General features: G+C 73.2%; 12 protein-coding genes. 8 read left to right on the forward strand and 4 right to left on the reverse strand.

All coding sequences use genetic code 11. The features are described 5' to 3' along the window. Positions 1–2: 2 nt before the first annotated feature. Positions 3–1478: a cytochrome ubiquinol oxidase subunit I gene (locus tag LZG04_RS19405; protein ID WP_233818969.1), complete on the reverse strand. Its 1476-nt coding sequence runs from the start codon at positions 1476–1478 to the stop codon at positions 3–5. 151 nt (positions 1479–1629) lie between these two features. Between LZG04_RS19405 and LZG04_RS19410 the strand changes: the two genes are divergently transcribed. From LZG04_RS19410 to LZG04_RS19420, 3 genes are all read left to right on the forward strand, one after another. After that, positions 1630–1968 carry a hypothetical protein gene (locus LZG04_RS19410; RefSeq protein ID WP_233818971.1) on the forward strand — a complete coding sequence of 113 codons (339 nt, stop codon included), beginning with the start codon at positions 1630–1632 and terminating at the stop codon, positions 1966–1968. Positions 1969–2218: 250 nt separating this feature from the next. Beyond that, complete coding sequence (locus LZG04_RS19415; RefSeq protein WP_233818973.1) at positions 2219–2818, forward strand: TMEM165/GDT1 family protein; 600 nt, start codon at positions 2219–2221, stop codon at positions 2816–2818. A gap of 30 nt (positions 2819–2848) precedes the next feature. Beyond that, positions 2849–3052, forward strand: a complete 204-nt coding sequence (locus LZG04_RS19420) for a hypothetical protein (protein WP_233818975.1) — start codon at positions 2849–2851, stop codon at positions 3050–3052. Between the two features lie 23 nt (positions 3053–3075). Here the strand turns inward: LZG04_RS19420 and LZG04_RS19425 are convergent, their stop codons facing one another. From LZG04_RS19425 to LZG04_RS19435, 3 genes are read right to left on the reverse strand one after another with little or no spacing between them, the layout of a single operon-like run. Beyond that, entirely contained in the window at positions 3076–3744 is a 669-nt protein-coding gene (locus tag LZG04_RS19425; protein WP_233818976.1) for an IclR family transcriptional regulator, read from the reverse strand. A 3-nt stretch (positions 3745–3747) separates the two neighbouring features. Then, positions 3748–4920: a fumarylacetoacetate hydrolase family protein gene (locus LZG04_RS19430; protein ID WP_233818978.1), complete on the reverse strand. Its 1173-nt coding sequence runs from the start codon at positions 4918–4920 to the stop codon at positions 3748–3750. Beyond that, complete coding sequence (locus tag LZG04_RS19435) at positions 4917–5783, reverse strand: hypothetical protein (protein ID WP_308199180.1); 867 nt, start codon at positions 5781–5783, stop codon at positions 4917–4919. Before LZG04_RS19435 ends, LZG04_RS19430 begins: the two co-directional genes overlap by 4 nt. 69 nt (positions 5784–5852) lie before the next feature. On the opposite strand from LZG04_RS19435, the gene LZG04_RS19440 reads away from it, so the two are divergent. The 5 genes from LZG04_RS19440 (at position 5853) to LZG04_RS19460 (ending at position 13279) form a co-directional block, all read left to right on the forward strand. Then, complete coding sequence (locus tag LZG04_RS19440) at positions 5853–7031, forward strand: homogentisate 1,2-dioxygenase (protein WP_233818980.1); 1179 nt, start codon at positions 5853–5855, stop codon at positions 7029–7031. Between the two features lie 39 nt (positions 7032–7070). After that, complete coding sequence (locus LZG04_RS19445) at positions 7071–8348, forward strand: SWIM zinc finger family protein (RefSeq protein ID WP_233818981.1); 1278 nt, start codon at positions 7071–7073, stop codon at positions 8346–8348. A 220-nt stretch (positions 8349–8568) separates the two neighbouring features. Beyond that, a complete protein-coding gene (locus LZG04_RS19450; RefSeq protein WP_233818983.1) occupies positions 8569–9996 on the forward strand; it encodes a DUF5691 domain-containing protein in 1428 nt (475 codons plus the stop codon). Further along, entirely contained in the window at positions 9993–11081 is a 1089-nt protein-coding gene (locus LZG04_RS19455) for an AAA family ATPase (RefSeq protein ID WP_233818985.1), read from the forward strand. Before LZG04_RS19450 ends, LZG04_RS19455 begins: the two co-directional genes overlap by 4 nt. After that, positions 11081–13279, forward strand: coding sequence for a DUF5682 family protein (locus LZG04_RS19460; RefSeq protein WP_233818987.1), 2199 nt, complete (start codon positions 11081–11083; stop codon positions 13277–13279). Before LZG04_RS19455 ends, LZG04_RS19460 begins: the two co-directional genes overlap by 1 nt. Positions 13280–13412 lie beyond the last annotated feature (133 nt).

Here is a 13412-nt window from a genome sequence, read left to right on the forward strand (position 1 = left end):
TCTCAGTACGCGAACGACAGGACGTCGTCACGCTCGTCGGCGTCGTCATCGGGTTTCCGGGCCGGCAGCACGCCCGCGACCCCCGCGCGGACGTACCGCCGGACCAGGAACACCTCGACGCCGGCCAGCACCCCGTAGACCAGCGTCAAGGCGATCAGCGACGTCAACACCTCCCCCGGTGTCGACGATGACACGGCACGCGCGGTGAACATCCACACCCCGTCCACCCCGCTCGGGTTCGGCACCACCACGAACGGCTGCCGACCCATCTCGGTGAAGATCCAGCCGAAGCTGTTGGCCAGGAACGGCGTCGCGACGCTGCCCAGCGCGAGCCACCGGAACCACTGCCCGCGCGGCACCCGGCCGCCGCGCGTGAGCCACAGGATCAGCAGCCCCGCGCCGACCGAGATCGCGCCGAAGCCGATCATCAGCCGGAAGCCCCAGTAGGTGACCGGCAGGTTCGGCACGTAGTCGATCGGCTTGCCCGACAGCTCGCCCAGCTTCGGGTCGACCGGGTAGTTGGTGCCGTACTTCTCCTGGTACATCGGCACCAGGTCCTCGATGCCCTTCACCTCGGTGGTGAAGTCGTTGTGCGCCAGGAACGACAGCAGCGCGGGCACGGTGATGCTCTTGACGTTCTCGCAGTCGGGCCGCGACACGTCGCCGATCGCGAACACCGAGAACGCGGCGGGCTGCTCGGTGTGGCACAGCGCCTCGGCCGCCGCCATCTTCATCGGCTGCTGCTCGAACATCAGCTTGCCCTGCACGTCACCGGTGATGGCGAGCCCGGTGAACGCCACCACGCCCACCCAGGCGCCGACCTTCACCGACGCCCGCCACACCGGCCCCTCGTCGCCGCGCCGCCACAGGTGCCACGCCCCGATGCCCACCAGGAACGCCCCGGCGACGGCGAACGCGCCGAAGATCGTGTGCGGGAACGCGGCCAGCGTGGTGTTGTTGCCCAGCACCGCCCAGATCGAGTTCAGCCGGGGCCGCCCGTCGACCATCTCCACGCCCACCGGGTGCTGCATCCACGAGTTCGCGGCCAGGATGAAGTACGCCGACGCGATCGTGGCCAGCGAGAACGCCCAGACGCAGGCGAGGTGGGCCTTCTTCGGCAGCCGGTCCCAGCCGAAGATCCACAGCCCGAGGAACGTGGACTCGACGAAGAACGCGACCAAGCCCTCCATGGCCAGCGGCGCGCCGAACACGTCGCCGACGAACCGCGAGTAGGCGCTCCAGGTCATGCCGAACTGGAACTCCTGCACGATGCCGGTCACCACGCCCATGGCGAAGTTGATCAGCAGCAGCTTGCCCCAGAACTTGGTCATCGCCAGGTACTTGCGGTTGCCCGTGCGCACCCACGCGGTCTGCATCCCCGCCACCAGCAGGGAGAGCCCGATGGTCAGCGGCACCATCAGGAAGTGGTAGACGGTGGTGATGCCGAACTGCCACCGTGCCAGGTCTAGGACGTCCACGGATCGACCGTAGGTCCGGCGGTGGGGGGAGCTTCAGGTCCGAGGGTCCCCCCGGACCCGGGACCAAGGTCCCGAACCCCTCTCCGCACGGCCGTTGAGCAGGAAGGACACCGACCGCTAACGTCGAGGCCCCCTGTTGTTGGAGGAGCCCATGAGACGAACTTCCCTCGGCCTGGCGGCGTTATTCTCGGCCGCCGCGGCGGCCCTTTCCCCGACCCCGTCGGCGAGCGCGGTGACGCAGGTCGACGTGCTCTGCGAGAGCGGGGCATCGAGGTACATCTGCTCCGTGTACGACGACGCCCAGGCGTCCTCGACCGTCCGGTGGTACATCAACGGCGTCTACTCGTCGTCCCTGGACAACCGCAGGTTCACCGGGCAGCGGACCTGCGCGGCCGGTCGGTACCTCGACGTCCAGGTCGTGGTCTCCGACGCCACCGGCTCGGTGACCGGCTCCGGCGGTGTGATCTGCAACGCGGGCCCGTGGCCGTGATGGTCGCCGTCACACCCCTCCGGCCCGCTCGACGGGTTACGATGAGCGACGCCAGAGGGGAGTAGTTCCCCCGGGTCACCACGACCGGGGCGAGGAGATCGACACACTGATCCGCCTGCGCGCGGATCCGGTCCCTCACCCGTTCCTCGTCGAGGAGCGGGCGAACGAGACCTCCGGCCGGGCAGTGCACCACGCCCGGTCGGGGTCGTGCTGCCTCCGTCCGGGTTCACATCGGACGTCGGAGGTACCCGTGGCACCCGAGCTCATCGCCCTGGCGACTGCTTTCGCGATCATCTTCCTGGCCGAGCTGCCGGACAAGACCATGGTCGCCACCCTCGTGCTGACCACCAGGTACCGGGCTTGGCCGGTGTTCGCGGGCGTGACGGCCGCGTTCGCCATCCAGTGCGTGGTGGCCGCGACGTTCGGCGGCGTGCTGACCCTGCTGCCCGACCGGGTGGTGGCGGCCGTGGTCGCCGTCCTGTTCGGCGTGGGCTCGTTCCTGCTGCTCAAGGAGGGGTTCTCGCACGACGGCGACGACGCCGACGCCGCGTCCACCGGCCCCGGCCAGGTGACGTTCCGGCGGGCCGCGCTGACCTCGTTCGGCGTCCTGTTCGCCGCCGAGTGGGGTGACGCCTCCCAACTGGCCACCGCCGCCCTGTCCGCCCGCTACGCGAGCCCGGTGTTCGTGGGCCTGGGCGCGTTCCTCGCGCTGGCCACGGTCGCCGCCATCGCGGTCCTGGTGGGCCGCAAGATCGCCACCCGCATCCCGACCCACCTGATCCAGCGGGTGAGCGGCTTCGTGTTCGCCGCGTTCGCCCTGTTCGCCCTGTGGCAGGCGATCACCGGATGACCACCGGTCCCTGACCTGCCCCCGCCGCACGTGGGCTTCAGCCTCGACGCCTGGGCCTACCGGTGGCCCACCGGCACCGAGAAGTGCGAGCTGTCGCGTGGTGTCCCGTTGTTCTACGGCGACTTCGACGAGCATGACATGGAAATCGCCCAGCGCGCCTACCCGGGCCGGCGCATCGTCCTCACCGAGGAAGGCCACCTCATAGTCCACCCGGGTGAACCCGGGCCCGAATGACCGAGCGGTCGGCTCGGGAGGCGTCAGCGCAACGCTTCGGCGACCTCCTGAGCCGCTCTCACCACCTGGGGACCCACCACGTCGCCGTCCAGCTTCTCCAAGGCCACCACGCCCACGCTGGCCCGCAACCCGGGCACGCCCCGCACCGGCGCGGCCACCCCGAACGCGCCCGGTTGCAGCTCGCCCGTCGAGTGGACCCACTGCCGGCCCTCCGGCGACAGCCCGATGGCCTTGCCCGCCGCACCCCGGTGCACGGGGTGGCGCGACCCGACCCGGTACGCCACGTGGTACGCCGTCCACGACGGCTCGACCACGGCCACCGCCTGCGCCTCGCTGCCGTCGGCCACGGTCAGGTGCGCGGTCGCGCCCACGGTCTCGGCCAGGGTCCGCAGCGCGGGCTGCGCGGCCAGGCGGAGCTGCGGCAGCACGTTGGACGCCAGCCGCAGCACCCCGAGCCCGAGCCGCACCTTCGACCCCTCGCGCCGCACCAGCCCGCGCGACTGCAACGGCACCAGCAGCCGGTACACGGCGGCCCGCGACGCACCGATGGCGGCCGCCAGCTCGCTGATCGACGGCGCCTCCGACTCGGCGTCGGCCACCGCCTGGAGCAGGGCCAGGCCCCGCTCCAGGGTCAGCGAGCTCTCCTTGGACGCGGGCGCCGGCAGCCTGCCGCGCGGATCGGGTCTGACCACGCTCTACCTCTCGTCGGCGGGCGCGACCGTGCCGACCACCTCGGCCAGCCCGACGACCGAACCACCCTCACCCGGAGCCGTCGCGGTGATCCGCACCGTGTCGCCGTCCTCCAGGAACGTCCGCTCGTCGCCGTCGAGCACCACCGGCTCCTTCCCGCCCCAGCTCAGCTCCAGGAAGGAGCCGCGCTCGTCGCGGGACGGGCCGGACACGGTGCCCGACGCGATCAGGTCGCCCGGCCGAACGGTAGCGCCGTTCGCCGACAGGTGCGCGAGTTGTTGCGCGAACGTCCACGACATCTCGCGGAACGGCGGCCTGGACACCACGACGCCGTTCCACTCGACCTCCAGGTCGATGTCCAGCCCCCAGGGCCGTTCCTCGACCAGGTACGGCAGCACGTCGTTGCCCAGCGGCGGCGGGGACACCCGTGCCACCGCGAACGCCTCCAGCGGGGTGATCCACGCCGAGACCGACGTGGCGAACGACTTGCCCAGGAACGGCCCGAGCGGCTGGTACTCCCACGCCTGGACGTCGCGCGCGGACCAGTCGTTGACCAGCGCCACGCCGAACACGTGGTCGACCGCCTGCGACGGCGTCAGCCGCGACGCGACCGGCCCGCCGCACACGAACCCGACCTCGGCCTCGATGTCCAGCCTGCCCGTCGGCCCGAACACGGGACCGGCCGACGTGCGCCGCTGCCCGTGCGGCCGCACGACCGGCGTGCCGGACACGACGACCGTCCCGGCCCGGCCGTGGTAGCCGATGGGCAGGTGCGTCCAGTTCGGCAGCAGCGCCTCGCCGTCGGGCCGGAAGATCCGGCCGACGTTCTCCGCGTGGTGGCGCGACGAGTAGAAGTCCACGTAGTCGGCCACGGCGAACGGCAGCACCGCGCCGTCCAGCCCGACCAGTTCCGCGCCGCGCGGGGCCGAGGCCGCCGAGACGATCTCGACCAGCCGCGCCCGCAGCTCGCTCCACGCGGGACGGCCGGCCGCCAGCAGGGCGTCCAGCGTGCCCGTGGCCACCAGCGGCTCCAGCCGCTCCCCCAGGGCCAGCCCGCGCAGCAGCAGCGCCTGGTCGCCCACCCGCACCGCGACACCGCCGGGCACGACGCCGTAGGGCAGCGTCTGCGGCCCGAACGGCTCGTCGGCGGTGAAGGCGGGATCCTCGATCCAGCTCACAGCAGACCCAGCTCCTCGAGGTCGGCGATCGGCTCCTCCAGCGAGCACGACCCGTAGGAGGCGAACACGCCGCGGACGGCGTGCGCGGCCTGGTCGGACAGCCCGGCCGCCTCCTCGCCGAGCGCGACCGCGTCCGTGCTGGACAGCGCCTCGCGCACGTCGCCGCCGGACAGCGAACGCGCGGTCGCCACGAGCAGGTTGAGGAACCCGTGGTGGGTGAACCCGGTCTCCTCGTCGGTGTGCCGCACGGCGTGGTGCAGGCCGGCGGTCGCCTTGAACGCCACGCCGCCGCCGCTGACCACGGACAGGAAGTCGGCGACCTCGTCCACGCTGGGGAAGTTCTCCTTGCTCACCCCGCCGCACCGCAGCTTGGGCCAGCTGCCGTGCTCGATGACGCGGCGCACGCCGTCGAGCCACTCCGCGCCGCCGCGCCGGGGCTCGACCACCCGGATGACGTCCTCGGGCACGAACTCCGAGACGCGTTCCAGCCACACCTCGTCCACGTCGGACGGAGCGGGCATCTCGACCATCCGCAGCGCGAGCAGCTCGCTGCGGGACTCGACGATCGACACGGCCTTGGGCACACCTCCCAGGCCCGTGTCGATGACCAGCGACAGGGCGACCGGCTTCACCGGCTTGACCTTGATCAGCTCGGTGATCAGCTCGGCCAGACGCGAGGCGGGGCACAGGAACAGGCCCACCGCGCCGGCCCATTCCCCGGCACGTGCGTCGAGGTGGCCGCGGACCGCGTCGGGCATGGAGGCGTTGCCCGGCGGGAACAGTGCGGCGTCGTCGACAAGCCTCGCGAGCAGGGGCGGAGTGCCGCGTGGACCGGGCGCACGGAGTTCGAAGGCGCTTGACACGGCTGACACGCTAGTGGCGTACCGGTCAATGAACAAAGATGTCCGACTATCGAACGCCCGGAGTGAACCATGGCGTACTACCGCCAGGTGGGTGAGATCCCCCGAAAGCGCCACACGCAATTCCGCACACCGGAGGGCGGGCTGTACGCGGAAGAGCTCATGGGGGTGGAGGGCTTCTCGGCCGATTCGGCGCTGCTCTACCACCGCCACCTGCCGACCGCGATCGTCGACGCCGTCACCGTCGAGGAGACGCGCGGCGCGCTGGCGCCGAACCTCCCGCTCAAGCCGCGCCACTTCAAGGCACCGGCGTTGACCTGGGAATCCTCCGAAGTGGACGCGGTCACCGGCCGTCGCACGCTGTTCGGCAACGCCGACGTGGTCATCGGTTACGTGACCGCGACCGCGCCCAGCCCGCTGTACCGCAACGCCGCCGGCGACGAGCTGCTGTACGTGCAGTCGGGCGAGGGCGTCGTGGAGACGATCTACGGCGCGCTGCCGGTCGGCGAGGGCGACTACGTGGTGCTGCCGACGTCGTGCACGTACCGCGTGGTGCCGTCGGAGCCGATGAACATCCTGGTGCTGGAGGCGACCGGGCACATCGGGCCGCCGAAGCGGTACCTGTCGGCCAAGGGGCAGTTCCTGGAGCACTCGCCCTACTGCGAGCGGGACGTCCGCGGGCCGGCGGAGCCGTTGCTGGTGGACGGCGAGGACGTGGAGGTGCTCGTGCGGCACCGCGCGGGCCTGACCCGGTTCACCTACGCCAACCACCCGTTCGACGTGGTCGGCTGGGACGGCTGCCTGTACCCGTGGGCGTTCAGCATCCGCGACTTCGAGCCGATCACGGGCCGCGTGCACCAGCCGCCGCCGGTGCACCAGACGTTCGAGGGGCCGAACTTCGTGGTGTGCTCGTTCGTGCCGCGCAAGGTCGACTACCACCCGTTGTCGATCCCGGTGCCGTACAACCACGCCAACGTGGACTCCGACGAGCTGCTGTTCTACGTCGGCGGGAACTACGAGGCGCGCAAGGGGTCCGGCATCGGCCTCGGCTCGCTGTCGCTGCACCCGTCGGGCTGCACGCACGGGCCGCAGCCGGGCGCGGTCGAGGCGTCGCTCGGGGTGGACTACTTCGACGAGACCGCGGTCATGGTGGACACGTTCCGGCCGCTCGACCTGGGCGAGGCCGCGTTGGCGTCGGAGGACCCGAAGTACGCCTGGTCCTGGGCACGCCGGGGCCCTGACCTGGAGTGATCGACTGTTTGTCGGTGGGTGCCTCTAACGTCTGCCGGCATGGACGCACAAGCGCTTCTGGAGCAGGCGCCGGACGGCCAGGTGGCGAGCAGCGCCACCCGGCTGGCGGGGTCCTCCGGCTGGCAGGGGACGGGTCGCAGCGACACCGCCCTGTGGGGTCTGTGCAAGGGCAGCGGCAAGAACCCGTACCAGGTGTGCGTCGACCTGGGTGACCGGGCCACGAAGTGCTCGTGCCCGTCGCGCAAGTTCCCGTGCAAGCACGCGCTGGCGTTGCAGCTGCGGGACGCGCGGGAGCCGTTGCCGGTCGCGGAAACGCCCGACTGGGTGACGGAGTGGTTGACCCGGCGCACCCGGGCCGCCGCCGGCCCCGCGGCCCCGGACGACTCGGCGGAGGCGGTCGCGCGGCGGGCCAAGGCCAAGGAGAAGACCGCCCAGGCCAGGGAGAACGCGGTGCGCGCCGGGGTCGCGGGCCTGACCGACTGGCTGGGCGACGTGGCGGGCGCGGGCCTGGCCGGGCTGCCCGCGCGGGACGCGGCGTGGTGGCACTCGATCCAGGCGCGGATGGTGGACGCCCAGGCCAAGGGGCTGGCGTCGGCGGTGGACGAGGTGCGCGGCATCGTCGCGGCCGGTGGACCGCACTGGGCGCACGACGCGGCGGACCGGTTGGGCGGGCTGCACCTGCTGGCGCGCCTGTCGTCGTCGCCCGACGCGGTGGTGCGCCGCCGGTTGGGCTTCGCCGTGGCGGAGGAGGAGGTGCGCGCCGGTCCCGGCTGGTCGGACCTGTGGGTGCCGTTGCTGAAGCTGGAGTCCGACGACGGCTTGGTGCGGACCGTGCGGCAGTGGGCGTGGGGGCGCTCGCACGGCTGGGTCGTGGCCGTGCGGCACTTGGGCGGCGGCGGCCGCCCCGCGCCGCCGTTCACGCACGGGGTGCAGGTCCAGGGGGTGGTGCACCCCTATCCCGGCGTCCCGCCGCACCGGGTCGCGGTCGGTGAGCTGCTGGTCCAGCAGCACCCCGCCCCCGTGCCCGCTCCGGCCACGTGGCGGGCGGCGCTGGCCGGGCTGGAGGAGCACCTGAAGGCCGACCCGTGGCAACGCCTGCACCCGTTGGCCTGCGCCGCGGTGCGGGTGACCGAGGACAACCGCCACCTGGTCGACCACACGGGCCACGGCCTGCCGGTGCGCGCCGACCTGGCCTTGGACCAGGCCCTGGCCCTGACCGGCGGCGACCCGTTCGACGCCTGGGCCCTGTGGAACGGCCGCGACCTGCGCGTGGGCGCGGTCGCCATCCCAGGCGAGGCACCGGAGGTCGTGGGATGATCACGCAGCTCAAGCAACGCCCTCTGTCCCACAATCGGGTGATCATCGCCCGAAAATGTACGAAAACACCGTTCCCGCACCTCGGTTGCATACGAGGAACCGCGACCCCCCAACCCGACCACCCGCCCTTGCCCCCTTCCCGCCCCCAGCCTCGGACTCGGACTGGGACTGGGACCGGGAGCCGACCCGGAACCACCCCGGCGACCACGGGCGGCCGCCGATGACCCTCCAAGCCGAATGGCACGAGGCCGTCCAAGCGGCCCTGGTGGGCGCACACCGCGCGGGCACCACCCCGACCGCCCTGCTGGACCGCCTCGCGGCCCTGGGCGTCGCCGCCCACGGCGCACAACTCCCCCGGCCCGTCGACACCCCACCGACCCCCACCGCCCCCGCCTCCGACGACGTCCGCGCCCACCCGGCCGCCCGGTCGGTCCTGGTCCAGATTCTGGCCCTGGACGACCAGATGCTGCTCACGGAGTGGTGCGGCATGGCCAAGGCGGCGCGCGTCGTCGCCGACCACCGCGAACTGCCCGCGTTGCTGGGCCTGGGCACCGCCCACCCCGGCCTGCGCCCGGCCGTCTCCGCCGTCCTCGGGGCCCGCGGCCGGTGGCTGGCGACCATCCGCCCGGCCTGGTCCTGGGCCGCGACCGGTGTGGTCGTGGAGGAGGTCGACCTCGACCAGGCCCTCGACCTGCCCGGCACATCCCGCCTCGCCGCCCTGCGCCGCGCGCGCAACCAGGATCCGGCGAGAGCGCGCGAGTTCCTGGCCGCCCAGTTCGAAGTCCAACGCCGCGCCACCGACCGCCAGGTGCTCGTCAGCGCCCTGGAGGCCGGTCTCGGCCCGGACGACGAGCCGCTGCTCGAGCGCGCGCTGGACGACCGCGCGATCGGCGTGCACGACGAGGCGTTGCGGCTGCTGCGCACGCTGCCGACGTCCGCCCTGGCCGAACGTGCCGCCGAACGCCTGCACCGCGGTCTGTGGCTGACCGCCGACGGGTTCGACGTGCAGTCCGACGAGCTGTGGGCCGAGCTCGCACCCGAGCCGGACGAGGCCCGTGACCTGATGAAAGACGGTTCCGAGGCCGGTGTCGCCGGTCGGTTGCGCGGTGCGGCGGCGAGCGTGCCGCCGCAGCACTGGACCCGCCGGCTCGACACCGACGACGAAGGCGCGGCCGCCGTGCTGGCCCGCGGGCCGTGGGCGAGCGCGTTGCTGCGGGGCGTGGCGCAGAACCTGAAGCTCGCCGACGACGCCCGGCCGTGGGCGGTGGCGGCGACGCGGTCGCTGACCGGGATGGAGCAGTTGGAGATGCTCGGCGGGTTGCCCGCCGAGCTGGCCGCGCGCACCGTCGTGGAGGTGTCGCGGCAGTGGAACTACGACCTGCTCGACCACGCCTGCTCGCAGTTGCCGGCGCCGTGGAGCGCGCGGGCGACCGCGGACCTGCTCGACCGCTACGCCGGGATGCGCGACCCGAGGTGGCGCGCCGGCCGGCCGCCCGCGGTGCTGTTGGCCAGGGGTGACGCCGAAGTGCTCGGCGCGAACTGGGCCCGCATCACCGAGCGCTGGCCCGAGCACACCGTCGAACTCGACGTCCTGCGCCTGCGCATGCAGCTGCGCGAGGCGTTCAACCACCGGGAGGAAAGCCAGTGACCACCGAACCCGTGCTGCGGCCCGCCGCGGAACAGCAGTACGCCGCCGAGCTGGCGGCCCTGGCGGCGGCGGACGACCGGCCCCGCCCGCCGCGGTGGCGGATGTCGCCGCAGGCGGTGGTCACCTACGTGCTCGGCGGCACGCTGGCCGACGGCACGGTGATCACGCCGAAGTACGTCGGCGACCGGCGGCTGGTCGAGGTGGCCGTGGGCACGTTGGTCACCGACCGGGCGTTGTTGCTGGTCGGCGTGCCGGGCACGGCGAAGTCGTGGCTGTCCGAGCACATCGCGGCGGCGGTGAGCGGCAACTCGATGCTGGTCGTGCAGGGCACCGCGGGCACGGGCGAGGACCAGGTCCGCTACGGCTGGAACTACGCGCGGTTGATCGCCGAGGGGCCGTCGGAGGCAGCGGTGGTGGCGAGCCCGGTGATGACGGGGATGCGCGAGGGCGCGGTGGTGCGCGTCGAGGAGCTGACCCGGATGCCGGCGGAGGTGCAGGACTCGTTCATCACGATCCTGTCGGAGAAGACGTTGCCGATCCCGGAGCTGGGCATCCAGGTGCAGGCGGTGCCCGGGTTCACCGTGATCGCGACCGCGAACGACCGCGATCGGGGCGTGAACCAGATGTCGTCGGCGTTGGCCCGGCGCTTCAACACCGTCGTGCTGCCGCCGCCCGCGACCGAGGACGACGAGGTGGAGATCGTGTCGGCACGGGCCGCGCAGCTCGGTCGGGCGTTGCAGCTGCCCGCCGAGCCGCCCGCGCTGGAGGAGGTGCGCCGGGTGGTGCGGATATTCCGCGAGCTGCGCAACGGGTCCACTGTGGACGGCCGCACGCAGTTGAAGAAGCCGAGCGGCAGCCTGTCCACGGCCGAGGCGATCTCGGTGGTGACCAGCGGGATGGCGTTGGCCGGGCACTTCGGCAGCGGCACGATCACCGCGGACGAGCTGGCGTCGGGGCTGCTGGGCGCGGTGGTGAAGGACCGCGTGTCGGACACGGCGGCGTGGCAGGAGTACCTGGAGGCGGTGGTGAAGGAGCGCGCCGAGTGGCGTGACCTGTACCGGGCGTGCCAGGACCTGGTGGGCTGATGGCGCGCGACCAGCCGTTGCCCACGCGGGTGACGCTGCTCGGGATCCGGCACCACGGCCCGGGATCGGCGCGCATGGTCGCGGCGGCGTTGGCGGCGGTGCGGCCGGAGGTGGTGCTGATCGAGGGCCCACCGGAGGGTGACGCCCTGCTGCCGCACGTGCCGGACCTGACGCCGCCGGTGGCGTTGTTGCTGCACGACGAGGCGGAGCCGGCGCGGGCCGCGTTCTGGCCGTTCGCGGAGTTCTCGCCGGAGTGGCGGGCGATGACGTGGGCGCACGCCAACGGTGTGCCGGTGCGGTTCTTCGACCTGCCGGCCGCCGCGTCGCTGGACGATCCGGAGCCCGAGTCGCCTGACGACGAGCCGAAGGCGGCGGTCGACCCGCTCGGCACCCTGGCGCGGGCGGCGGGGTTCGACGACCCGGAGCGCTGGTGGGAGGACGTGGTCGAGCACCACACCGACCCGCGTGACCTGGCGGAGGCGGTCGCGGAGGCGATGGGCGCGTTGCGGGAGGAGTTCGCCGACCAGGTGGACGCGCGCACGTTGCGCCGGGAGGCCGCGATGCGGCAGAACGTCCGGCAGGCGTTGAAGGACGTCGAGGGGCCGATCGCGGTGGTGGCCGGGGCTTGGCACGTACCCGCGCTGCGCACCTTGCCGCCCGCTTCGGTGGACGCCGCGGCGTTGAAGGGGTTGCCGCGCAGGAAGGTGTCGGGGACTTGGGTGCCGTGGAGCCACGGTCGGTTGGCGGCGTCGTCCGGGTATGGCGCGGGTGTGGCTTCACCGGGGTGGTACGCGCACTTGTGGGAGTGCGCCGAACGCGGTGACGCCGTGCCGCGGTGGTTCGCGAAGGCGTGCGCGGTGTTGCGGGCGGAGGACTTGCCGGCGTCGACGGCGAGCGCGGTGGAGGCGGTGCGGTTGGCGGACGCGTTGGCCGCGATGCGGGGGCGGCCGTCGCCCGGGTTGTCGGAGGTGATGGAGGCGGCTCTCGCGGTGCTGTGCGGCGGTGACGCGACGCCGCTTCGCCTGGTGCACGAGCAGTTGGTGGTCGGTGAGCGGTTGGGCGAGGTGGGCGAGGACGTGCCGACCTCGCCGCTGGCGGCGGACCTGGCGCGGTTGCAGCGCCGGCTGCGGATGCCCGCCGGTGCCGCGGTCAAGCAGGTGCGCTTCGACCTGCGCAAGGACACCGATCGTGAGCGCTCGAAGTTGTTGCGGCGCTTGGAGGTGCTCGACGTGCCGTGGGGCACGCCGGACACGACCCGGACCTTGGGCACGTTCGCCGAGGCGTGGCAGTTGCAGTGGCGGCCGGAGTTCGCGGTGGCGCTGGCCGTCGCCGCCCGGCACGGCACGACCGTCGAGGCGGCCGCCCGCACCGTGCTGATCACGCGTGCCGCCGCGGCCACCCGCGTGGTCGACGCCGCCGAGGCCCTGGGCCAGGCCGTGGGGTGCGAGATCCCGGAGGCCGTCGCCGCGTCGCGCCAGGCACTGGACCGCTGCGCCGCCGCCGCGACCGACGCCCTGGAACTGCTGTCCGCCCTGCCGGACCTGGCCACGACGGTGCGTTACGGCTCGGTGCGCGGCACGGACCCGGAGCTGCTTCGCGTTGCCCTGCACGGGTTGCTGGCGCGCGGCGCGGTCGGCTTGCCGCTGGCGTGCCGCGGGGTGGACGAGGACACGGCGGAACGCGCGGTGCGGGCGGTGGAGGGCGCGGACGACGCGGTTCGCCTGGCCGCCGACGACGAGCACCGCGACACGTGGCAGCGGGCGTTGAGGGCGCTGGTCGCGATGCCGGACGCGCATGGCCTGCCAACGGGCCGCGCGACCCGGCTGCTGTGGGAGACGGGCGCGCTGGACTCCGACGAGGTGGCCACCCGCCTGCACCGGGCGGTCTCGCTGGCGGCCGGGGCGACGGCGTTCGTGGCGGGCTTCCTGCGCGGCTCAGCCGCTTTGCTCACCGCAGATCCGCGGCTGTTCGGCGTCGTGGACGAGTGGTTGACCGGCCTGTCGGGGGCGGATTTCGCGGCGGCGCTGCCGCTGTTGCGCCGGGCGGTGGGCGAGTTCAGCCCGGCCGAGCGGCGGATGCTGGGCGACCGGGTCAAGGGGTCGGCGGCGGGTGGTGCCGTGGCGGCCGGTGACTGGGACGAGGAGCTGGCGGCGCGGCTCGTGGGTCACGTGCGCGATCTGCTGGGGGCAGGCGCGTGACGCGGGGGCCGGGGATGGGGGCGGCACGGCCGACGGGTGCTGGCGGCGGTGTGGCCGGCAGTGGCACGACCGGCAGTGGCACGACCGGCGAGGGCTCGCGGCGGTGTGGCCGGTGGCGCGATGGCCGGCGAGG

Origin of the sequence: Saccharothrix sp. S26, from assembly GCF_021390395.1 — a bacterium.
Taxonomy (GTDB): Bacteria; Actinomycetota; Actinomycetes; order Mycobacteriales; family Pseudonocardiaceae; genus Actinosynnema.